At 63.8% G+C, this 22,677-nt stretch carries 21 protein-coding genes and 1 pseudogene; 20 read left to right on the forward strand and 2 right to left on the reverse strand.

The window, feature by feature from the left end:
• Positions 1–202: 202 nt before the first annotated feature.
• The 8 genes from PCA31118_RS08045 (at position 203) to PCA31118_RS08080 (ending at position 7,844) form a co-directional block, all read left to right on the forward strand.
• Positions 203–994 carry an ABC-type transport auxiliary lipoprotein family protein gene (locus tag PCA31118_RS08045; protein WP_174990384.1) on the forward strand — a complete coding sequence of 264 codons (792 nt, stop codon included), beginning with the start codon at positions 203–205 and terminating at the stop codon, positions 992–994.
• A 15-nt stretch (positions 995–1,009) separates the two neighbouring features.
• Positions 1,010–2,182: a VanZ family protein gene (locus tag PCA31118_RS08050; protein WP_150624648.1), complete on the forward strand. Its 1,173-nt coding sequence runs from the start codon at positions 1,010–1,012 to the stop codon at positions 2,180–2,182.
• Between the two features lie 197 nt (positions 2,183–2,379).
• Positions 2,380–3,921 (forward strand): MFS transporter, encoded by a 1,542-nt coding sequence (locus PCA31118_RS08055; protein ID WP_150624650.1) that lies wholly within the window; start codon positions 2,380–2,382, stop codon positions 3,919–3,921.
• 334 nt (positions 3,922–4,255) lie between these two features.
• Positions 4,256–4,585, forward strand: a complete 330-nt coding sequence (locus PCA31118_RS08060) for a (2Fe-2S) ferredoxin domain-containing protein (RefSeq protein ID WP_150624652.1) — start codon at positions 4,256–4,258, stop codon at positions 4,583–4,585.
• Positions 4,586–4,630: 45 nt separating this feature from the next.
• On the forward strand, positions 4,631–5,260 hold the full coding sequence (locus PCA31118_RS08065) for an alpha/beta hydrolase (RefSeq protein WP_150624654.1): 630 nt from the start codon (positions 4,631–4,633) through the stop codon (positions 5,258–5,260).
• A 259-nt stretch (positions 5,261–5,519) separates the two neighbouring features.
• Positions 5,520–6,707, forward strand: coding sequence for a D-alanyl-D-alanine carboxypeptidase family protein (locus PCA31118_RS08070; RefSeq protein WP_052810869.1), 1,188 nt, complete (start codon positions 5,520–5,522; stop codon positions 6,705–6,707).
• A 19-nt stretch (positions 6,708–6,726) separates the two neighbouring features.
• Complete coding sequence (locus PCA31118_RS08075; RefSeq protein ID WP_150624656.1) at positions 6,727–7,575, forward strand: D-amino acid aminotransferase; 849 nt, start codon at positions 6,727–6,729, stop codon at positions 7,573–7,575.
• Complete coding sequence (locus PCA31118_RS08080; RefSeq protein ID WP_044453667.1) at positions 7,572–7,844, forward strand: HP0495 family protein; 273 nt, start codon at positions 7,572–7,574, stop codon at positions 7,842–7,844. The genes PCA31118_RS08075 and PCA31118_RS08080 overlap by 4 nt, the downstream gene beginning before the upstream one ends.
• A gap of 36 nt (positions 7,845–7,880) precedes the next feature.
• Here PCA31118_RS08080 and PCA31118_RS08085 read toward each other — a convergent pair whose 3' ends face one another.
• Positions 7,881–8,921 carry a transcriptional regulator GcvA gene (locus tag PCA31118_RS08085; protein ID WP_150624658.1) on the reverse strand — a complete coding sequence of 347 codons (1,041 nt, stop codon included), beginning with the start codon at positions 8,919–8,921 and terminating at the stop codon, positions 7,881–7,883.
• A 100-nt stretch (positions 8,922–9,021) separates the two neighbouring features.
• On the opposite strand from PCA31118_RS08085, the gene PCA31118_RS08090 reads away from it, so the two are divergent.
• The 12 genes from PCA31118_RS08090 to PCA31118_RS08145 all read left to right on the forward strand — a co-directional run bounded on the left by PCA31118_RS08090 (position 9,022) and on the right by PCA31118_RS08145 (position 22,444).
• Positions 9,022–9,354, forward strand: a complete 333-nt coding sequence (locus tag PCA31118_RS08090) for a DUF2917 domain-containing protein (protein WP_150624660.1) — start codon at positions 9,022–9,024, stop codon at positions 9,352–9,354.
• Between the two features lie 230 nt (positions 9,355–9,584).
• On the forward strand, positions 9,585–10,520 hold the full coding sequence (locus PCA31118_RS08095) for a DMT family transporter (RefSeq protein ID WP_174990385.1): 936 nt from the start codon (positions 9,585–9,587) through the stop codon (positions 10,518–10,520).
• A 101-nt stretch (positions 10,521–10,621) separates the two neighbouring features.
• Complete coding sequence (gene lipB, locus PCA31118_RS08100) at positions 10,622–11,335, forward strand: lipoyl(octanoyl) transferase LipB (protein ID WP_150624664.1); 714 nt, start codon at positions 10,622–10,624, stop codon at positions 11,333–11,335.
• A gap of 24 nt (positions 11,336–11,359) precedes the next feature.
• Positions 11,360–12,367, forward strand: coding sequence for a lipoyl synthase (lipA, locus tag PCA31118_RS08105; RefSeq protein WP_044453675.1), 1,008 nt, complete (start codon positions 11,360–11,362; stop codon positions 12,365–12,367).
• Between the two features lie 456 nt (positions 12,368–12,823).
• Entirely contained in the window at positions 12,824–13,726 is a 903-nt protein-coding gene (locus PCA31118_RS08110; RefSeq protein WP_150624666.1) for an N-formylglutamate amidohydrolase, read from the forward strand.
• On the forward strand, positions 13,726–14,505 hold the full coding sequence (locus PCA31118_RS08115) for an IclR family transcriptional regulator (RefSeq protein WP_150624668.1): 780 nt from the start codon (positions 13,726–13,728) through the stop codon (positions 14,503–14,505). The genes PCA31118_RS08110 and PCA31118_RS08115 overlap by 1 nt, the downstream gene beginning before the upstream one ends.
• A gap of 425 nt (positions 14,506–14,930) precedes the next feature.
• Positions 14,931–15,899 carry an ABC transporter substrate-binding protein gene (locus PCA31118_RS08120; RefSeq protein WP_150624670.1) on the forward strand — a complete coding sequence of 323 codons (969 nt, stop codon included), beginning with the start codon at positions 14,931–14,933 and terminating at the stop codon, positions 15,897–15,899.
• Positions 15,900–15,994: 95 nt separating this feature from the next.
• Positions 15,995–16,786 carry an ABC transporter permease gene (locus PCA31118_RS08125; RefSeq protein ID WP_044453683.1) on the forward strand — a complete coding sequence of 264 codons (792 nt, stop codon included), beginning with the start codon at positions 15,995–15,997 and terminating at the stop codon, positions 16,784–16,786.
• 13 nt (positions 16,787–16,799) lie between these two features.
• Positions 16,800–17,594: an ABC transporter ATP-binding protein gene (locus PCA31118_RS08130; RefSeq protein ID WP_044453684.1), complete on the forward strand. Its 795-nt coding sequence runs from the start codon at positions 16,800–16,802 to the stop codon at positions 17,592–17,594.
• A gap of 44 nt (positions 17,595–17,638) precedes the next feature.
• Positions 17,639–18,925, forward strand: coding sequence for a dicarboxylate/amino acid:cation symporter (locus PCA31118_RS08135; protein ID WP_044453685.1), 1,287 nt, complete (start codon positions 17,639–17,641; stop codon positions 18,923–18,925).
• A gap of 175 nt (positions 18,926–19,100) precedes the next feature.
• Positions 19,101–21,107: a sensor histidine kinase gene (locus tag PCA31118_RS08140; RefSeq protein ID WP_150624672.1), complete on the forward strand. Its 2,007-nt coding sequence runs from the start codon at positions 19,101–19,103 to the stop codon at positions 21,105–21,107.
• A complete protein-coding gene (locus PCA31118_RS08145; protein ID WP_150625175.1) occupies positions 21,107–22,444 on the forward strand; it encodes a sigma-54-dependent transcriptional regulator in 1,338 nt (445 codons plus the stop codon). The genes PCA31118_RS08140 and PCA31118_RS08145 overlap by 1 nt, the downstream gene beginning before the upstream one ends.
• A 9-nt stretch (positions 22,445–22,453) precedes the next feature.
• On the opposite strand, the pseudogene PCA31118_RS27340 reads toward PCA31118_RS08145, so the two are convergent.
• Positions 22,454–22,624 (reverse strand): annotated as a pseudogene (locus PCA31118_RS27340) (carbonic anhydrase); the annotation flags it as partial.
• Between the last annotated feature and the right edge of the window lie 53 nt (positions 22,625–22,677).

Here is a 22,677-nt window from a genome sequence, read left to right on the forward strand (position 1 = left end):
TGAGGAGACGAACGGCACGTTCGACGGTACTGGGACAACAACAGTGAACGAACTGAACAAGACGAGTGATGATGCGAATCCGCCGCGTGGCTTCAACACACGGCGGCGCGATGCCGAGCGGAGCACTGCCAACCTGTCAGTCCGTGACGCGACGAAACGGGCCGCTACGGCGGTCTTGACGACGTTGGGTAGGGTCGTGGGTATGGTCATGGGTACGGCGCTGCTGGTGGCGGGCTGCGCTGCCCCGGCGCCGTCGGCTTCGCTGGCGCGCTTCGATCTCGGTCCGCCCTCAATGCCTGCGTTGGCCCTTGTTGGCACCGATGTTCAGAACAACGGCCGAGGGGCTTCAATGTCGGGCGACACGACCGGCGCGAATGGCGTGAATGGCGTGAATGCGCCGGCGTCGGGTGTCGCCGCTGCCGGTACGGCGCAGTTGTCGCCGCTCAAGGTCGTCGTCAATGCGCCCAGCTGGCTTGACTCCGACATGATCTATTACCGTCTGCCTGCGAGCGAGGGCGATCAGGCGCGTGTGTATGCGAATAGCCGTTGGCTGTCTTCGCCCGCACGGCTGTTCGGGGACCGTCTGCGCGCCGCCCTGGCGGTCGATCGGATCGTGCTCGCTGCAGGAGACCCGACGGCAGCGCCTGCGGTACGGGTCGACATCGAGGAGTTCGCGCAGTACTTTGACAGCACCTCGGCAAGTCACGGCGTGGTGCAGGTACGGGCGACGCTGTTCGATGGCCCGAAACTGCTTGCCCAGACCACGCTTCGGGGCCAGGCGCCTGCGGCCACTGCCGATGCGGCCGGTGGCGCGAAAGCGCTCGCCACGGCGAGCGACAGCGTACAGCGTCAATTGATTCAGTGGCTTGCCGGTCGCGTGCCCGCCCCCTCGGCCACGACCCGCGCACCCGCGCAAACGCGCGCAATCCCGGCAGCGACATCGTCCGCGTTGCCGCCTTCGTCGGGCGCGCGCGCGGCGGCACCGTCACGATAGCGGGCTGTCTCGCCCATGCCGGAGCATGACATCAAACCCTGGCAACGACGCGCGTCTCCGCTCACGCGCCAGGCACTGCTGTGTCTGATTCTGCTGGTGGCTTACGCGAGTCTTTATCCGTTCGAATTTCAACGCGCCGCAGTCGGCCCCTTCGACTACCTTTTCGCGCCGCTTCCGCGCTGGATGACGATGTTCGACGTCGTGACCAACGTGCTCGGCTACATGCCGCTCGGCGTGCTCACGGTGCTGGCGCTGCATCCGGCGTGGCGCGGCACGCGCGCGGTGCTCGCGGCCTTCGTGCTTGGCGCACTGCTCTCATGCGGCATGGAGGCGTTGCAGACGTATCTGCCGACGCGCGTAGCGTCGAACGTCGATCTGGCGACGAACGCCCTCGGCGCGCTCATCGGCGGCGCGATCGCCGTGCCGCTGACGAGCCCGCTGCTCGATCGCGGGTGGCTCAGGCACTTGCGTTTCGCATGGTTCGAACGGCACGCGAGTCTGTTGCTCGTGCTGCTTGCGCTGTGGCCCTGGGCGCAAGCCTATCCCCAGCAATTTCTCTTCGGCGACGGCGATCTCGTACGCCAGATCTGGCTTTGGCAGGACCCCGACATTACGAATTTGGTGCTCGACTGGGTGCCGAAGCTCGGGCAATTGCAGGACTACTTGTCGGCGCTCGATGCGGTGGCCAGCCACGCGTTGTGGGAAACGGTCGTCACGGCAAGCGGCACGGTGCTGGCCGGCTTGCTCGCTACGCTGGCGATGCGTCGCTCGGCGCCGCGCGTGCCGCTGTTGTGCGCCATGTTCATCAGCGCGTTCGCGATCAAGGCCATCGCTTCGGCATGGCAGTTCTCGCCATCGCAAGCGTTCGACTGGGTCACGGCGGGGGCGATCTACGGGCTGGTCATCGGCGCGCTGGTGCTCGCAGTGGCCGGTCGCGGGCCGCGTGCGCTTCGCGGTGCCCTCGCGCTGGCGGCACTCGTGGTGCTGCTCGTCTTCGTCAATCTTCTGCCCGCCAACCCATACTACGAAGCGGCGCTTCAGTCATGGCGGCAAGGGCGGTATGTGCACTTTAACGTGCTCGCCCGCTGGCTCGCCTGGACGTGGCCGTACCTCGTACTGATCTATCTGCTCGCGATGTTCGATCCCAGCCATCACGGGCCTGCACGTAGCGTCGGCAAGCAGCGCTAAGCGCCATTCGCCTTCGGAGGGCGCGCTCATGATTGTTTCCATTTTGGAAATAGCGTATTGGCCTGCAACCCCTTGGTGAGACGACGCACCACTCCTAAACTTCTGTGTAAGGCACGCTGATACTTGATGTGCCATGACCGCCCGGCATCCTCAGGGAGATCCCGGGCGGTTTTCATTGGGAGGAAATTGGAGGAAGGATGAGCACCTGGGGATTGGCGTTTGCGCACAGGACACGGCAGCGTGTGCTGATGGCCGTGATTGCGGCCGCGACGGGCATCGAAATGCTGGAGAACGGCATGTTCGTGTTCGCGTCGTCGCATATCGCGGGCGGCGTCGGCGCGGCGCCCGAAGAGTACGCCTTCGTCTCCACCCTTTATGCCGTAGCCGGCATCCTTGTCATTCTCAAGCAGCGCTGGCTCGCGGCGCGCCTCGGTTATCGCGGGTTCCTGACCGGTGCGCTGACGCTCATGGCGTTCGGCGCCTGGCTGTGTGGCATGGCCCATAACCCGACGCAACTCGCCGTGGCACGATTCATTCTCGGACTGGGCGCGGGATCGCTGTTCACCGCCAGTCGTATCCTCATCAACCTGTGCTTTGCGCCCGAACTGCGCATGCGCGCGCTGCTCTTCTTCACGTACGGATTCTTCGGCGCGCAGATTTCCGCACCGTTGCTTGCCAGCTATCTCGTCGACCACTTCCTGTGGTCGTCGGTGTTCTTCGCCGTGGTGCCGATTGCGCTGGCCGGCGCCTTCGCGTCGTGGCTCGTCATTCCAGACTTCCGTGAACGGTTGCGTGACGAAGGCGAGTTCGAGATGCGTGGCATCGTGTTCTTTGCCGCGGGCGTGCTGTTCGTCGAAGTGATGATGCAGCGTTCGCGCTTCGATTTCTTCTCCAATCCGCTGCATCTGCTTGAACTGTGTCTGGTAGGCGCCGTCTGCGCGATTGGTTACATGTGGCATCAGTATTCGCATCACAAGCCGCTCATCGACTTTCGCGTGCTGGTGCGCAACCCCGTCTATGTCCTCGGTCTGGGCGGGTACGCCGTCTACTACTTCTTCTCCTACTCGACTTCGTATCTGTTCCCGATCTACATGCAGCAGGGGCTGAACTGGAGCGTGGAACATACGGGCTATCTGCAGGCAGTCGCCTCGGTGACGAGTCTGGTCGTCGCGGTCCTGTACACGCTGGCGCGCCCGAAGTTCGTGCAACTCAAGCCTTTCGTGCTGCTCGGTTATCTGTGTCTGCTGGGCTACGCGTTTCTGCTCTCGCAAAGCTATCAGGGCGTGTCGAGCGCGTGGCTGATTGCTCCGATGGTGCTGAGCGGCCTGGGGGGTGTGTTCGCCATGATTCCGATCGCCGAGCTGACGTTTCGCGGCATGGACGAATACGTGTTCCAGCACGGCTACCAGACGAAGAACATCGTGCGGCAGTTGGTGAGCTCGATGTCGGTGTCCGTCATGGCCGTGCTCATGCAGGATCGTCAGGCGGTCTTCATGCATCAGCTCACGCCCGCCATGACGCCGCTCAACCCCGCCTACAACGCCGCAGTCTCGCAGGCGCAAGAGACGTTCGCGGCAAGTGTCGATCCGGCGACGGCGGCGCACATGGCGTCCGCGTGGGTCGGCAGCCTCGCCTCGCAGCAGGCGCTGGTGCTCTCGTGCGTGAACGTGTTCTTCGGCTTCGCCTGTCTGGCAGGTTTCTGCGCCTTGTTCATGGCGGTACAACGCCGTCTTCGCTGACCCGGCGGACCCGGCGGACCCGGCGGACCCAGGCGCACCCAGGCGGACCCAGGCGGACCCAGGCGGACCCAGGCGGACCCAGGCGGACCCAGCCGGTCCCTTCGGACAGTTCGACAGCTTCGGCGCAGGCATGGGCGCCGGGCGAGCAGCGCCGTCGACACGCCGGGGCGGTCCGTCCCGGAATCCGCATTTTCGCAATCACTTGCGACGCCCCACCCGGCCCGCCTGCCGGGCGTGCCGCAATGGCCCGGGAAGGTCGGTTAGAATGGCTCGCAACCGTCAGCAGCACGCTTGCCGCGTGTCGTTAAGTCGCCCATTCCCCCGCAAATCCGACATGACTACCCCCACGCAGTACTACAAGCATCACGTGTTTTTCTGCCTCAATCAGCGCGAACCGGGTGCCGACCGCCCGTCGTGCGCGAACTGCAACGCGCAGTCGATGCAGGAATACGCCAAGAAGAAGGTCAAACAGCTCGGTCTCGCGGGGCCCGGTCAGGTGCGCGTGAACAAGGCCGGGTGCCTCGATCGCTGCGAACAGGGACCGGTCGTGGTGATTTATCCCGAGGGGACCTGGTACACGTACATCGACGAATCCGATATCGACGAGATCGTCGAGAAGCATCTGGCGCAAGGCGAAATCGTCGAGCGCCTGCTGATCGACTGATCCGCGACGGATTCGGCAGCTCCGCATTTCAGATCACCATCGCTCATGAACGCTCAGACTGAACGCTTCACCATCGACGGCCCGGTCGGCGCCATCGAAATCGCCATCGATCGCCCGGCGGGCGCGCCGCGCGGCATTACGCTCGTTGCTCACCCGCATCCGCTGTTCGGCGGCACGCTCGACAACAAGGTTGCGCAGACGCTCGCCCGTGCTTTCGTCCAGCTCGGTTACGCCGTCGTGCGCCCGAACTTCCGCGGCGTAGGCAAGACAGCAGGCGAGCACGACAAGGGCATCGGCGAGCGCGACGATCTGCTCGCGGTCATTGCCTGGATGCGCCAGCAGCCGGGCTGGGAGACGCTGCCGCTCGCGCTCGCGGGTTTCTCGTTCGGCACGTTCGTGCTCTCGCACGTGGCCAAAACGCTGGAGGCGGCGGGCACGCCCGCGCAACGTCTGGTGTTCGTCGGCACCGCCGCGAGCAACTGGGAAGTGGCGACAGTACCGGCGGACACGCTCGTCATCCACGGCGAAAAAGACGAAACGGTGCCGCTGCAATCGGTGCTCGACTGGGCGCGTCCGCAAACCTTGCCGGTCGTGGTAATCCCCGGTGGCGAGCATTTCTTCCACGGCCTGTTGCCTCTGCTGAAACAGATCGTGGTCGACGCGTGGCGTCATTGATACATCCCCGAAGAATTTCGCGCAATTTCGACAGCCAGCGCTCGCTTCGCTGGGGACGTGAAATCGCGACGGGTATAATTCGCCTCTGAACCATGTCGTGCCGTGTCGGGTCTATGTCCCCGACAGGCATGGCTCCGGCGCTCCGGTGCCGCCGTCTCCTTCGCCGTGCCGCGCTCGCCAAAGCGTCGGTTGCACGGCGCTCTTTCAAGCGCAGATGCCCCTGAGTCTTACATCGCTCACTTCGTTTTCTTCATCGCCAATGAAATTCAACGCTTCGCTGTCCCGTGCCGCCGTCGCCGCGGCGATTGTCGCTTGTGGCTCGCTCGCTACGCTTCCCGCCCGTGCTCAACAAATCCCGCCGCCGCCGATGACGGCCAAGGCGTGGGCCATCGTCGACGTGACCAGCGGTCAGGTGCTCGCCTCCGGTGACCCGGACGCCCGTGTGGAGCCGGCCTCGCTCACGAAGATCATGACGACGTATCTGGTCTTCGAAGCCCTGCGCGACAAGCGCATTTCGTGGGAGCAGACGGTGATTCCGGGCGAGTCGGTGCGCAAGGTGGGCCGCGACGAGTCGCGCACCTTCATCGAGGCAGGCAAGCCGGTCTCGGTGCACGACCTGGTCTACGGCATGATCATCCAGTCGGGTAACGACGCTTCCATCGCGCTGGCCGAACTCGTCGGCGGCTCGCAGCCGGGCTTCGTCGAACTGATGAACCGTGCCGCGCAGCGCATGGGTCTGAAGAACACGCACTACACGAACGTCGACGGTCTGACCGACCCGCAGCACTACACGACCGTGGCCGATATCGCCACGCTCTCGACGCGCATGATTCAGGACTTCCCCGAGTACTACAAGGTCTATTCGGAGAAGAGCTTTACGTACAACAACATTCGCCAGCCGAACCGCAACCGTCTGCTGTACCTCGACCCCACCGTCGACGGTCTGAAGACGGGACACACGAAGGAAGCCGGTTACTGCCTCGTGTCGACGGCGTCGCGTCCGCTGCCGGGCGCACCGGGCGTGAACCGCCGCGTGCTGTCGGTGGTCGTCGGCGAGCCGACCGAGCGTGCGCGCGTGCAGGACAGCCTCTCGGCCCTGAACTACGCTTACCAGAACTTCGACACGCTGCGCGTGTACGGCGCCAACCAGGTGGTTGCCACGCCCAAGGTCTGGAAGGGCAAGGACAGCGAGCTGAAGATCGGCGTGAAGAAGGACACTTTCATCACCGTGCCCAAGGGCGTCGCCGACAAGATCAAGCCGCAGCTCGAACTGCGTGAGCCGCTGATCGCACCGATCGCCAACGGCGCGCAGGTGGGCACCGTCAAGGTCATGGCAGACGGCAAGCAGCTGGCCGAATTCCCGGTCGTCGCACTGAGCGACGTGGCACAGGCCAGCTTCATCGGCCGTGCGTGGGACGCCCTGCGCCTGATGTTCGTGAAGAAGTAATCCGGAAGACGTCAGCATCATGAACAACCCCACCGTCTGGCTCAATGGCGAACTGGTGCCGCTCGCCGACGCGAAGATTTCCGTTCTCGACCGAGGTTTTCTCTTCGGTGACGGCATCTACGAAGTCGTGCCGGTCTATCACGGCAAGCCGTTCCGCCTTGCGCAGCATCTGGACCGCCTCGAGCGCAGTCTCGCCGAGATCCGCATCGCCAACCCGTACACGCGTGCCGACTGGGAGGCGCTGTTCGCGCGCCTGTCGGCCACGTGCGCGGCCGATCCGCACAGCGTGTACGTGCAGGTCACGCGCGGTGTCGCGCCGCGCGCGCACACCTTCCCGAAGGATGTGACGCCGACCGTGTTCGGCATCGCCACGCCGCTCACGCTGCCGAGTCGCGAGAAAGTGGAGCAGGGCGTTGGCGCAGTCACGCATGAAGACCGCCGCTGGCTGAACTGCCACATCAAGTCGACCTCGCTGCTGGGCAACGTGCTGATGGCGCAATACGCGGCGGATCACGACGTGCAGGAGACCATCCAGTTCCGTGACGGGCTGCTCACCGAGGCGTCGTCGAGCAACGTGTGGGTCATCAAGCACGGTGCAATGGCCGCGCCGCAGCGCGATAATCGTATTCTCGAAGGCATTCGCTACGGCGCGCTCGAAGCGCTGGCGCAGGAATGCGGCATTGCGTTCGAGGAGCGGGCGGTGAGCGAAGCGGAAGTGCGCGACGCCGATGAACTGCTCATCACGTCGGCCACGAAGGAAGTGCTGGCGGTCGTCTCGCTCGATGGCAAGCCGGTAGGCGACGGCAAACCGGGTCCGGTCTTCCGCGCGCTTTATGCGGCGTATCAACGCGCCAAGGAGGCACTATGACGACGGAAGAGAAGAAGAGTCTGATCGAGTTTCCGTGCGACTTCCCGATCAAGGTGATGGGCCATGCGCAGGACGGTTTTGCGCAGGCGATTGCGGAGTTGCTGCGTGAGTTCGACGCGCAGTTCGACGCGGCCACGATCGAAATGCGTCCGTCGAGTTCGGGGAAGTACCTCGGTCTGACCGTCACGGTCCGTGCGCATTCGCAGGCGCATCTCGACGACATCTACCGCAAGCTGACCAGCCACCCGATGGTCAAGGTGGTGCTCTAACTGGCGTGAAGGGGCGGCTGCGGCTCAGGTTGCAGCTCAGCCGTTCGTCGGCGCCCCGTCATCCGGCGTTACCCTGGGGGCCAGCCCCAGTTGCGCATGCGTTGTCATCTCGCCCGCCGTCGCGGCCATGCCCGCGGCGAGCGCGGCACCGCTGGGCTGGGCGGGCCGGGCGCGTGTGTCTTTGACCAGATCGAACGCCGCCACCTCTTCCAGAAACCATGTTCTGAATGCCTGAACGCGCTGCGTATCGAGCACCGCGTGCGGGCACACGAAGAAGTAATCCCATTCGCATGGCGTATCGACATCGGACAGGCGCACCAGTCGCCCGGCCATGATGTCCCCGACGGCCAGCGAGCGCCGCACCAGTGCCACGCCCTGGCCGACGATGGCGGCCTGCGACAGCATTCCCGAATCCTCGTACATCATGCCCTGCATCGGCTCGGGCAGGTCGAAGCCTGCCGAAGCGAACCACGGCGCCCACGGCTCGTCGTGCGAGCGCAGCAGGGTGCTGGCACGGAATTCCTCGGCCGTTTGCGGCAGCTTGCCGTCGTTGTAAGTCGGGCTGCACGCCGGGAAGAAGACGTCGTCGAGCACTTTCTCGATGTGCAGGCCGGGCCAGTTTCCCTTACCCATGCGCAGCGCCACGTCGACGTCGTCGCGTTCGAAGTCGGTCAACTGTGCGCTGCATCGCAATTCGACTTCCAGTTCCGGGTGCCGGTCGATGAACCGGCCGATGCGCGGCGTGAGCCAGCGACTGGCGAACGACGGCATGGTCGTGAGCACCAGTCGGCGTTCGCTGCGCGTGCCCGCCTGAAGCTTGCGCGTGGCCTGCGCGATGTCGGTGAGGGCGGTGCGGATCGATGTCGCGTACTGGCGTCCCGCCGGCGTGATGCTGATGCGCTTGCCGTTACGGGCAAAGAGCGTGGTGCCCAGTTCCTGCTCCAGCGCGCGGATCTGGTGGCTGATGGCGCCGTGCGTGACGAACAATTCCTCGGCGGCACGTGAGAAGCTCTCGAGGCGGGCGGCCGCCTCGAACGCGCGCAAGGCGCTTAGATTGGGAAGTCTCCGAAGATCCATGTGAGCTTTATTCGCAAGGCCGTGAAAATATGTCGTTTGGTGCGGCGCCTGCCAGTCCCTATGATTCAGTCATTGTCTCGCACTGAGTGGGGGTCGTAAAATGCAAAACAATTTGACAAAGGTTCAGTACTTCTACGGTCTTCGCCCGGGCGAAGTCATCACGCTCGACCTGCATCACGAGCATACGCTTGTCGCGCGCGGCGCGTCGGTCTGGGTCACGCGAGCGGGCGATCCCCGCGACTACTGGCTCGCGCCGGGCCAACGCCTCGCCGTCGAGCCGGGACGCCGCTACTGGCTCTCCTCCGAGGATGTCGCCGAAGCCGAACTGGAGCGAGAAGTAGCGCGCCGCTTTTCGCTGATGCGTGTGCTTCGCAAGTGGCTGGCCGGTCGTCGCGCTGCGCGGGAAGCCAATTCGTGCACGGCGGCCGCCTGACGTAAGCTGAGGACTGCCGGGCATCGTCCCGCAAACAGATCACGCGTTCCGAGGCAATGATTGCCGAGGAGCGCGTGTTTCATTTTGCGTGCCGTTTCCATGATTGCGGACGATACTGTCTGTCACCCGAATGTGTTAATCGAATTCACAACAAGGCGCGCAATAATCGAACCCCAATACCCGGAAAATACGTCGAAACCAGCGTAATCGTTTCCCCCGAGCCAATCCTGATGAACCCAGCTTCGCCCCCCACACCGATGCCTTCAGCCTCCACACCGAACCCTCAGGCCGACGAGCGCCTCGGACGTCTGCTGATGATCGCCGCCATGGTGATCTCGGGGACCATCGGCTTTTTCGTCCTGATGTCGGGGCAACCCGCGCTGAACGTGGTGTTCTTCCGGTGCCTGATCGGCTCGCTGAGTTTGTGCGCGTGGTGTGCGTATCGCGGCTACTGGCGCGGCTTTCGCATGGCGCGCTGGCAAGTCGTGAACGTTGTGCTGGGCGCGGTGACGCTCGTCTCGAACTGGTACTTCCTGTTCACGGCGTACAAGCTCACGTCGGTGGGAATTACGACGGTCGTCTACAACGTCCAGCCGTTCCTGCTGGTGCTGGCCGGCATCGTCGTCACGCGTGAGCGGCCGTCGCTTGCCACCATGGGATGCCTCGGCGTGGCGTTCGCCGGTCTGGTCATCCTGGCGGAACCGGGCGGCGTGCATGGGAAGGGCTATCTGCTCGGCGTGGCGAGTGCGCTGGCCGCCGCGACCCTGTACGCGGCCACCACGCTCTTTACCAAGAAGCTCGCCGGGACGATCCGACCGGAAATCATTGCCGCGCTGCACATGGTGATCGGCGCTGTCGTCTTCGTCTGGATGGCCGATTTCGGACAGCTGCCGTCCGCGCCACGCGAATGGGGCGCGATCGTCACGCTGGGGCTTTTCCATACGACGTTCATGTATTTGCTGCTCTATGGCGCGTTTCAGAAGGCGTCGACGTCGAGTCTTGCGGTGTTCGGCTTCGTCTACCCGGTCGTCGCCGTGGCGGTCGATTTTCTGGCATTTGATATCGTCCTGCATCCGACCCAGTGGCTTGGCGGCGCGATGATCGTGCTGGCGGCGGGCTGGTACGCGCGGGGAATGGGCGTCTCGACGTCCCGAAAGGCCGCGTGAGCGGTCTCGCCCGAGCGTTGCAGCCGGGCAACACCCGCCCGGTGAGGCCCGTGCGACGGGACACCGAGCAAGACCGGCGCGGTTTCGCTAAAATTGCGGCCATGACCTCCCCGATCGAAGTTTGCTGGCGCGGCACGGAAGACTACGCCACATCGTTCGACGCCATGCGCGCCTACACCGACGCGCGCGGCCCGAACGGCCCCGACCAGCTCTGGATCGTCCAGCATCCGCCCGTCTACACGCTCGGACACGCCGGCGATCCTGCTCACCTGCTTGTCGCCAATACCGGTATCCCGCTCGTCAAGGTCGATCGCGGCGGCCAGATCACGTATCACGGCCCCGGCCAGGTCGTGGTCTATCTGCTCGTCGACCTGCGTCGACGCAAGCTTGGCGTGCGCGAAATGGTGCGGCTGATCGAGCAGGCGGTGATCGACACCCTTGGAGCGTATAATCTCGACGTTGAGCGCCGGGCCGGCGCGCCGGGCATCTACGTGAGCCCCGCCGACGGCACCGCAGCGCATGCCGGCGCAAAGATCGCTGCGCTCGGATTGAAGATCCGCAACGGATGCAGTTATCACGGCGTGTCGCTGAACGTCGCCATGGATCTGCGCCCGTTCGACTGGATCAATCCGTGCGGATACGCCGGCTTGCAAACCGTAGATATGGCCACGCTTGGCGTGGCTCCCCGCTGGGACGAAGTGGCCGCGCGACTGGCGCAGCAACTCGGTCAACATCTCGAACAGCACCCCGCGACGACCGATGTCGCGCCGCAGGCCGGTAACGATCCGGCCACGAGCGCAAACGCCGCCGCCTGATTGGACGCCTGGAACGCCCCCATCATGACCACCGTGACTCAGAACGACAGCACGAGCAAGGAAGTTCGCTCGATCGACGGCGAATACGACGCTACCGCCAAGCAAAAGTCCCAAGCCAAGACGGCGCGCATTCCGATCAAGGTCGTGCCGATCGAACGTCTGAAGAAGCCGGACTGGATTCGCGTAAAGGCGGCCACTCACACCTCCCGCTTCTACGAGATCAAGCAAATTCTGCGTGAGCACAACTTGCACACCGTGTGCGAAGAGGCGAGCTGCCCGAATATCGGCGAGTGCTTCGGCAAGGGCACGGCCACGTTCATGATCATGGGCGACAAGTGCACGCGGCGCTGCCCGTTCTGCGACGTCGGCCATGGCCGTCCGGACCCGCTCGACGCCGACGAGCCGCTCAATCTGGCGAAGACCATCGCCGCGATGCGCCTGAAGTACGTGGTGATCACGAGCGTGGACCGCGACGATCTGCGCGACGGCGGTGCGCAACACTTCGTCGACTGCATCCGTCACGTTCGCGAACTTTCGCCCTCGACGCGCATTGAAATTCTGACGCCGGACTTCCGCGCTCGTCTGGATCGCGCGCTGGGCATTCTGAACGCCGCACCGCCCGATGTGATGAACCACAATCTGGAAACGGTGCCCCGTCTGTACAAGGAAGCGCGCCCGGGCTCGGACTACCAGCATTCGCTGAACCTGCTCAAGGAATTCAAGGCCGCGCATCCCGATGTCTCGACGAAGTCGGGCCTGATGGTCGGACTGGGCGAGACGGACGAAGAAATCCTGCAAGTCATGCGTGACATGCGCGCACACAACGTCGACATGCTCACGATCGGTCAGTATCTGCAACCGTCGGAACACCACCTGCCGGTGCGCCGTTACGTGACGCCGGACACCTTCAAGATGTTCGAAGAAGAGGCCTACAAGATGGGCTTCACGCACGCCGCCGTGGGCGCGATGGTGCGTTCGAGCTATCACGCCGACGTGCAGGCACACGAAGCGGGTGTCGCCGACGCCATCTGATCGGTCCGATCAGAATTTGCCGGGTGACATGTAAAAACGCGGATCGTCTTTTGGCGATCCGCGTTTTTTTGTGCCTGGTCGTTGACGACCCGACCCGCGGGGAGTGTGCCGTCCGGGCATATCCGGTAAGGCGCTCGAAGCCTGCGACGAGTGTTCGAAGACGATTACGACACGTCACAAGCCGCGCCCGGTTCGATAGGCGATACGTGCCGTCGGCACTCGCAGATATCGACTAACGCGGTGAATACGTGCTTCCATTTGCCCTCATCGTCGCCGAAATTTCCGTTTCCGGCGGCGCCTGCCTGTCTCCCTGCCACGAAATATGTTGTAACAAGCATCACCTTGTCGCCTTTCTGACGTTGTTTCAGAATATTCGGACGGCGTTTTGCGTAGCAAAACACTGTTCCCGAAATGGTTATTTCGGGCGGAAGTTCCGGATGCACGCCAGGAGGCAGCATGTCCCGTCAGGTCACTGAGGGCCGATTTTTTGTGGAGGCGCCGCAAGGTGACCCGAACGGTGCGAAGCGTGCCGGCGCGCGCTTGCCGATCGTGATCGATGTGCCGCACAGCGGCCACGTGCTTCCGCCGGATTTCGACACCGTGGCCCCGACGGCAGCGATCCTCGCCTGCGGCGATGCCTATGTCGACGAACTCTGGTCAGTGGCGACCCGGCACGGCGCGACGCTGGTCGCGGCGCTCTTCCCCCGCGCCTACATCGACCCGAATCGCGCCGAACACGACCTCGATCCCGAATTGCTTGCGAGCTTGTGGCCGCATGACGCACGTCCGCAAGCGTACAGCGAGCGGGGCGTCGGCTTGCTGCACCGGTTCGCTGCGCCCAACGTGCCGCTTTACGACCGGCGTCTGACGGTGCCTGAAGTCGAGCGCCGGATTCACGACTATTACCGGCCGTACCGACAGGCATTGCGCGACGCGCTTGACACCGCGTGGCAGCGTCATGGCGTCGTCTGGCATCTCGACTGTCACTCGATGCGTTCGCGCGGCGGTGCGCTGGACCCCGATGCGGGCATGACGCGCCCCGACGTGCTGGTGAGCGACGGCGACGGCACCACGGCCAATCCCGCGTTCTCGCGCTGGGTGATGGCGGAATTCACGCGGCTGGGCTTTCGCGTGGCCTACAACACGCCGTATCGCGGTGGCGACCTCGTGCGCCACTTCGGCCGTCCTGCCGAGGGACGCCACAGTGTGCAGATCGAACTGAACCAGGCGCTCTATCTGGATGAATCGAGCGTCGACAGGCCGGTACGACATTCGGGCTTTTCGACGCTGCAATCGCAACTTGGCCAATTTGCGGCGGCGCTCGCCGCGTATGCCGAACAACATAGCGAGGAAGTTTGATGGACTACACAGTCGCTTCGGTCGACACGGCGCTTTCGCTGCTGTCGCTGGTCGGGGAGTGCCCCGGCCTGGGTGTGACGGAACTGGCGCAGCGCGCCGGGTTGAACAAGTCGCGGGCCTTTCGTCTGTTGGCAACGCTCGAGCAGCACCGCTGGGTGGTCCGCGAGGGCAGCCCGGTTACCTACGTGCTTGGCGCCCAGGCGCTGGTGCTCGGTGTGGCGGGACACGAGCAGGTCAATCTCGTGAAGGTCGCGCATCGCCATCTGCAGGCGCTCAATCGCGCGCTCAACGAGAACATTCAGTTGCGCGTGCGCGACGGTCTGGAGTCGCTGTGTGTCGCGCGCGTCGAATCGACGCACGAGTTGCGCGTGCACGGTGTGGTCGGCAACCGTCGCCCTCTCTATGTCGGCGCGTCGGGTCGCGTGCTGCTGGCCTTCGCTTCGGACGACGTCCGTGCACAGGTGCTGGGGCGCCCGCGCAAACGCTTCACGGCGGGCACGCTCATCGAGCGCGACGAACTCGCCGCCGAATTGCTCAACGTGCGCCGTCAGGATTGCGCGGTGAGCTTCGGCGAGCTGGCCCCCGAAGCCGTCTCCGTTGCTGTGCCGGTTCGCGATGCGTCGGGTGAAGTCATCGCGTCGCTGTCGGCGTCGGGCCCGTCGTCGCGCATGACGCGCGCGCTGTTGCCGGACATCTCGTCACGCCTGTCGGCATGTGCGGCGGAAATCTCGGCAGCGCTCGGCTATCAGACGCCGGTGCCTGAAGTGCTGTCTGCCTGAGCGCTGCCGGCGTTCGCACCAGGAAAACGATGGCGCGACGCATTGCGCTGCGCCATCGACACCTCGTCTCGACAATCCGCCCGCCGCTTCCCCCGGTCATGAGGCACGTCGAAGCGAGGTTTCGTTTTTTTCAACGAATCGTTGTGTGGCGCCCTCGCCCGGGAAGGACGGCCGGCGAGGGGGTTGTGCGTGCCGCGCTTCCCCAATTCGCCTGATTTTCTGGAATTCCAGAATCTTTATGGGCGTATTTTCCGATTTTTCGTATAACCGAACATCGGGTTTTCCACAGCTTCCCACAATAAAATCAACGACTTGCATTGTTGGCATAAGTATTGCTTTCTAACGCGCGTGCTGCCGTGTCGTACGGAATCCCATCCGGAATCCGGAAAACCAGAGCAAGCCGTTCTAATAAGAGAGGAGACCTTATGTTCAAGCAATGCCTTGCCGCCGCTGCGCTGTGTGCAGCCTCGCTACACGCTTTCGCCGACGATGTGGTGCGTTTGGGGAACCTGAAATTCGCCCATTACGGCGCCGTGTCGTACATGAAGGTGATCGGGCCGAAGTACGGCCTGAAGATCGAAGAGCGCATGTTCGCCAAGGGCGTGGACATCATGCCGGCGATCGTGGCGGGTCAGATCGACGTGTCGGCAAGCGCGCTTGATGCCGCGATTGCGGGTCGTGCGCAGGGCGCGCCGATCTACGCGGTAGCCGGTTTTGCCAAGGGCGGTGTGCGCCTCGTGGCGAAGAAGGGACTGCCGATCACCAAGGTTGCCGATCTCAAGGGCAAGAAGGTCGGGGTCGCGCGTGGCGGCGCCCAGGAACTGATTCTGTACGCGGAACTGGCCAAGGCCGGTCTGAGCTGGTCGGATCAGCCGGGCAAGGACGTGCAGATCATGTTCATGGCCTTTGCCGATCTGAATCAGGCGCTTGCCGCCGGCAGCATCGACGCGATGTGCCAGTCCGAGCCGCAAGCCTCGCAATCCATCAACAAGGGCTTCGGCGTCGAAGTGCTCAAGCCGTACGACACGCCGATCGGCGAGCCGGTGCGTGCGCTCGTGATCACCGAGAAGCTCTACAAGGAAAAGCCGGACGTCGCACAACGCCTGATGTACGCGTTCGTCGAAGCGACCGACTATTTCATCAAGAATCCGAAGGCGGCCGAGAAGTTCGTTCGCGAGGACATGTTCAAGAACCAGATCACCGAGCAGGATTTCACGGACGCCATCGGCAACTCGCCGTACAGCTACGACCTGAACCTCTCGCATGTGCAACTCACGACCGACCTGATGAAGAAGTACGGCGTGGGCAAGTTGCAGGATCCGGTGCCGAAGGCTGACGACTGGGTCAAGCTCGACTTGCTCGCCAAGGCGAAAACCAAGCTGAACATCAAGTAAGGCGAGGCGACCGGATGTCCGCTGTCATTGCAAAACCGGGCGCCTCGGGCGCCTCGGGCGCTTCAGGTACGTCACGTACTTCACGCGCCGCGCGCATGCTGCGCGGTGTATTGATTCCGCTCGCGGTCGTGGTGATCTGGCAGATCGTCACCGGCCTGGGCTGGATCAACCCGATCATTCTTCCGTCGCCGCTGGCCGTCGTGGTCAAGTGGTGGCAATACCTCAAGCCGACTGTGGCGATGGCCGACGGCTTCAGTGCATGGCTGCAATCGAGCGAGTTGCTCATGGACGCCACGCACAGCCTGTACCGCGTGGTCATGGGCTTTCTCGTCGGTGCAGGCATTGCGCTGCCGCTGGGCCTGCTCATGGGCACGAGCACGCGTGTCTACGGCCTGTTCAACCCGCTGGTGCAGGTGGTGCGTCCGATTCCCCCGATCGCGTACATCCCGCTCGCGATCCTGTGGTTCGGGTTGGGGAATCCGCCCGCGTTCTTCCTCATCGCGCTGGGCGCGTTCTTCCCCGTGCTGATGAACACGATCGCCGGCGTGCGCCATGTCGACGGCATCTATCTGCGCGCCGCGCGCAATCTCGGCGCGGGCCAGCTGACCATTTTCCGTCGCGTGATTCTGCCGGCCGCGACGCCCTACATTCTGTCGGGCGTGCGCATCGGTATCGGCACGGCGTTCATCGTCGTGATCGTCGCGGAGATGATTGCCGTGAACAACGGTCTGGGCTACCGCATTCTGGAAGCCCGCGAATACATGTGGTCCGACAAGATCATCGCGGGCATGCTGACCATCGGCCTGCTCGGTCTGGTGATCGACCTCGGCATGGATCGTCTCAACAACCACCTGCTCAAGTGGCACCGTGGTCTGGAAACCAAGTGAGGAGACGAGCGACATGCTGATTCAAATCGACCACGTCAACAAACAGTTCCCCGTTCCCGGCGGCGTCGTCGACGCCCTCAAGGACATCGATCTGCGCATCGATGCCGGCGAGTTCGTCTGCCTGCTCGGTCCGTCGGGCTGCGGCAAGTCGACGTTGCTCAATGCGCTCGCCGGGTTCGTACAGCCGAGCTCGGGTGTCATTCGTATCGACGGACGGGCAGATGCGGCAGCCGAGCCGGGCCCGGATCGCGGCATGGTGTTCCAGGAGTACGCGCTGTTTCCGTGGATGACGGTGGCGCAGAACATCGCCTTCGGTCTGGAAATCAAGGGCATGAAGCGCGCCGAGATCAACGAGCGCGTGGACCTTCTGCTGGGCAAGCTCAATCTGCGCGAGTTTCGCGATCGCTTTCCGCGCGATCTGTCGGGCGGCATGCGCCAGCGCGTGGCCATTGCCCGCGTGCTCGCGCTCGACAGTCCGATCATGCTCATGGACGAACCGTTCGGCGCGCTCGACGCGCTCACGCGTCGTACGTTGCAGGACGAGCTGCTGCGCATCTGGGAGGAATTCAAGAAGACGATCATTTTCGTCACACACAGCATCGAGGAGTCGATCTATCTGGCCGACCGTGTCGTCGTCATGACGTACCGGCCGGGCACGGTCAAGCGGGACGTGGTCATCGACCTGCCCCGTCCGCGCGACACGGCAGGCAGCGAATTCAACGAGTTGAAGAAGGAGCTGGCCCAGATGGTGATGGAGGAGCAAATGCGCTTTGCGCAAAGCGAGATTCGCGGCGTCACCGCGGATTGATAACAAGGGCGGTGGCTTGCCCCGCCGCCTGAAGAGGAAACAACATGCAAACTCAGACCAAGAAACCTTTCTACCGCATCCTGTATGTTCAGGTGCTGTTTGCCATCGTCGTCGGCATTCTGCTCGGGCATTTCAGGCCCGATCTGGCCGTCGAGATGAAGCCGCTCGGTGACGCGTTCATCAAGCTCATCAAGATGATCATCGGCCCGGTGATTTTCTGTACGGTCGTGACCGGCATCGCCGGCATGGAAGACATGAAGAAGGTCGGCCGCGTTGGCGGCAAGGCCCTGATCTACTTCGAGGTCGTCTCGACGCTGGCGCTGGTGATCGGTCTGATCGCCACGCACGTGCTCAAGCCGGGCGCCGGCTTCAACGTCGACATCAATTCGCTCGATCCGAAGGCGATCGCCGGCTACGCCGAGAAGGCCGCGCACGGCGACACGTTCACCGACTTCCTGTTGCACCTCATCCCGAACACCATCACCGATGCGTTCGCCAAGGGTGAAATCCTGCAGATTCTCGTGATCGCCATCCTGTTCGGCGCAGCACTGGCTGCGATCGGCGAGCGTGGTCGCGTGGTGACGAGCTGGATCGACAGCGTGTCGGGCGTGCTCTTCCGCGTGGTGCACATCATCACCAAGGTCGCGCCGCTGGGTGCATTTGGCGCCATGGCCTTCACCATCGGCAAGTACGGCATTGCCTCGCTGGTGCCGCTGGCCAAGCTGATGGGCACCTTCTACCTGACGTCGTTCCTGTTCGTGATCGTCGTGCTGGGCCTGATCGCCCGATTCACCGGCTTCTCGATCTTCCGCTTCCTCGCCTACATCAAGGAAGAGCTGCTGATCGTGCTGGGCACGAGCTCGTCGGAAGCGGCCTTGCCGCACCTGATGGAAAAGATGGAAAAGGCCGGTTGCTCGAAGTCGGTGGTGGGTCTCGTGATCCCGACCGGTTACTCGTTCAACCTCGATGGCACCAACATCTACATGACGATGGCCGTGCTGTTCATCGCGCAGGCGACGAACATCGACCTGACCTGGGGCCAACAGCTCACGCTGCTCGCCGTGGCGATGCTCACCTCGAAGGGCGCTTCGGGCGTGACCGGCGCCGGCTTCATCACGCTGGCCGCCACGCTCGCCGTGATTCCGACGATCCCGGTTGCCGGTATGGTGCTGATCCTCGGTATCGACCGCTTCATGAGCGAATGCCGCGCGTTGACGAACATCTGCGGCAACGGCGTGGCAACGATCGTCGTGTCGGCCTGGGAAAAGGAACTGGACCGCAAGAAGCTGGCCGACGCCATGTCGGGCAAGCAAGGTCCGGAGCTGGCCTGACGGTCGGCGGCAGCCATGCCCGATGCGTCGCGTGAACACGATCACGTGACACCGGCATGTGCTGCCAACTCCGCGTCAACATGACGTTCGCCACCGGGCGGCGCGGCACAGGCACAATAGCGCCTGAGCTTCGCCGCCCGGTGGCCCTTTGAGCCCCTGCGTCCCTGCGCCCCTAATGGCCACCCTGCAAGACGACACGATCCGCGCCCGCATACGTCGCCATGCCGCCCCCCCGGGTGCTGCCATGGCCGCGAAAACCGGGAACGCTGCGGACGACCGGCGCGACGAAGTCCCCATCGATCTCGAGAGGACCGCCCCGATGCGCCGTTGGTCATGGATCGTCGTCATGCTGTTGGCGAGTGTCCTGTTCTGCTGGTTGACGTACGCCCTGAGCTGGCAGCGCGGCGTGGCCGACCTGCGCGTGAATGCCGGCGCGCGTGTCGAGCGCTACGCAGGCAGCCTGCGCAGCACCGTCGACCGCTACGAATTTCTGCCTTATCTGCTCTCGCTGCATCCGTACGTCCACGACCTGCTGCTCAATCCCAAAGACAAGGCGGTGGTACAGCGGGCCAACGATTACCTTTTCGACGTGAACCAGCGCGCCAAGGCGTCGGCGGCCTATGTGATCGACGCCAACGGACTCGCGCTCGCCGCAAGCAACTGGCGCGAAAAGGCCACGTTCGTCGGGCAGGAGTATCGCTTCCGTCCGTATTTCATCGATGCCATCAAGGGCGCCTTCGGCCGCTTCTACGGCGTGGGGACGACCTCCGGCGAGCCGGGGTATTTCGTCTCTCAGCCGATTCTCGTCGACGGACAGATTCACGGCGTGGTCGTGGTGAAGCTGAACCTCGAATGGTTCCAGCGCGCCGGCGCCGATGCCGCCGAGCCGGTCGTCGTGGCCGACGATCATGGCGTGATTTTCCTGTCCTCCGAGCCTCGCTGGCAGTACCGCTCGCTCACGCCGCTCACGCCCGATGTGAAGGCGGCGCTCGAGAGCACGCGTCAGTACTACAACCAGCATGTCACGCCGCTCGCATGGAGCGAAGACGAACGGCTCGACGCCGATGGCGAAGTGGTGACCGTGCGTGATGCGGCCGGGCCTCGCGCGACGGGTAAGACCCGGCGCTTTCTTGCCGTGCAGCGCAAGCTCGGCGAGCCGGACTGGACGCTCATGTATTTCGCACCGCTCGATCAGGTGATCGCCAACGCACGGATCGCGGCGGTGGCCGCAGCGTGTCTTGCGGCCTTCACCTGTTTGCTGGGCGTGGCGTGGAATCAGCGGCGTCAGCGTGTGCGCGACATGCTCAAGAGTCGTGAGTTGCTACAGTCGGCTTACGCAGAACTTGGCGAGCGCGTGGCCGAGCGTACGGCGGATCTGCAATCGGCGAACGAACGTCTGCAAACCGAAGTTCAGGAGCGCGCACGCACCGAACATGAATTGCGCGAGGCGCAGAGCGAACTCGTACAGGCATCGAAGCTCGTGGCGCTGGGACAAATGGCGGCGGGCATTACGCACGAACTCAATCAGCCGCTCTCGGCGCTGCGCAGTTTCTCGGACAACACACGCGTGCTCATCGAGCGGCGCGAGTACAACGCCGCGCAGGAAAACCTCGAAGCCATTGCATCGCTCACCGATCGCATGGGCAAGATCACAGGCCAACTGCGGCTCTTCGCCGGTCGCGCGCGTCGCGGCGACATGGACGCCTCGGTGCGCCGTGCGATCGACAACACGCTGATGCTGCTGCGCGGACGTCTGGCCGGTGTCCAGGTGACGACGACCTTTGCCAACGGGCTGGACGATGTGCAGGTCGCGTGCGAGGGCTTGCGGCTGGAGCAGGTGTTGATCAATCTGGTGGGCAACGCTATCGACGCCGTGGTGGGAGCCCCCGGACCGCAGGCCTCGCCGTCGATCTGGATCGATGTGGACGCGGACGACCTTTGGGTGCGCATTTACGTGCGCGACAATGGGCCGGGGATCGCCGAGGCGCATATGCCGCGTCTGTTCGAGCCGTTTTTCAGTACCAAGGAGGGCGGTCAGGGCATGGGGCTCGGACTCGCAATTTCATCATCCATCGCACAAGAGAACGGCGGCCAGCTGGTCGCTCGCAACGTTCCGGGCGGTGGCGCAGAATTTCTCGTGACGCTGCGCCGCGTGCAAGCCGCGGGCGCGACAAACGCATGATGTACAAGAACCTCCAGATCCTATTTGTCGAAGACGACGAACTCGTGCGGCGTGCCACGCTGCAAAGCCTGCAACTCGCCGGGCTGGACGCCTTCGGACTGGCCTCGGCCGAAGCCGCACGCGAGCGCATCACGCCGGACTTCGCCGGCATTGTCGTGTCGGACATCCGACTCATCGGCATGAGCGGGCTCGAATTGCTCGCGCATTTGCGTCAGCATGCGCCGGAAGTGCCGGTGATTCTCGTCACCGGTCATGGCGATATCTCGATGGCCGTGCAGGCCATTCGCGACGGCGCTTACGATTTCATCGAGAAGCCCTTCGCGCCGGATCGCCTGATCGAATCGGTCAAGCGCGCGCTCGAAACCCGCAAGCTCATGCTGGAAAATCAGGCGCTGCGGCGCGAGCTGGCGGAGCAGGGCGGGCGCGCCTCGCGCATCATCGGACGCAGCCCCTCGATGGAGACACTGCGCACGCTGATCGCCAACGTGGCCATGACGGATGCCCCGGTGCTCATCAATGGCGATACCGGCACAGGCAAGGAGTTGGTCGCGCGTAGCCTGCACGAATTGTCGCGTCGCCGCGATGCGCCGTTCGTCGCCCTGAATTGCGGCGCGCTGCCCGAAGCGATTTTCGAGAGCGAGATGTTCGGCCATGAAGTCGGCGCGTTTACCGGCGCGGCGAAGCGTCGGATCGGCAAGCTGGAGCATGCGTCCGGGGGCACGTTGTTTCTCGACGAGATCGAGAGCATGCCGGCGGCGTTGCAGGTCAAACTGCTGCGCGTGTTGCAGGACGGAGTGCTGGAGCGCCTTGGCTCGAACCAGTCGATTCGCGTGGATTGCCGCGTGGTGGCGGCGGCCAAGGGCGACATGGAAGCACTCGTGCGCGAGGGGACTTTCCGTCGCGATCTGTATTACCGACTCAATGTGGTCACGCTGGCCCTACCGCCGTTGCGCGAGCGTCGCGAAGATATCCTGCCGCTGTTCGAGCACTTCATGCTCGACGCTGCCGTGCGCTACGGGCGCCCCGCGCCGGTGGTCTCCGACCGGATGCGTCAGGAGTTGTTGCAGTCGGACTGGCCGGGCAACGTGCGCGAATTGCGCAACGCGGCAGACCGGCTGGTGCTGGGCGTGGCGAGCGCGCCCGCGGGGGATTCGCTTGCGCCGTTGCCCCTCAAGGAACAGGTCGAACGCTTCGAACGCGCCGTGCTGCAAGAAGCGCTCGAACACAGCAAGGGCAACGTGGCGGCGACGGCCGAAGCGCTCCATGTGCCGAAGGCCACGCTGTATGAAAAGCTCAAGCGCTATGGGCTGCATACGCGCGGGCATGGCGACGCCTAGATCGACGATCAGCGGCACCTTGAGTACGCCCACGGCATATTCGAGACTGCCGGTCACGTCGTCGCTCACGATATTGCCGGCCACGCGAATGGTGAACAGATCGCCTCGGTTTGGGGTGATTTGCCCGGCCCGCACGTTTTGCCCACACGTCTGGCCCATATGCGGCAAGGCAGTCGACATACCTGCCGCCGGAAAACGAAAAGCGCCCCGCAGGGCGCTTTTTCGTGGGTGTC

The organism is Pandoraea captiosa (assembly GCF_902459775.1).
Lineage (GTDB): Bacteria > Pseudomonadota > Gammaproteobacteria > Burkholderiales > Burkholderiaceae > Pandoraea > Pandoraea captiosa.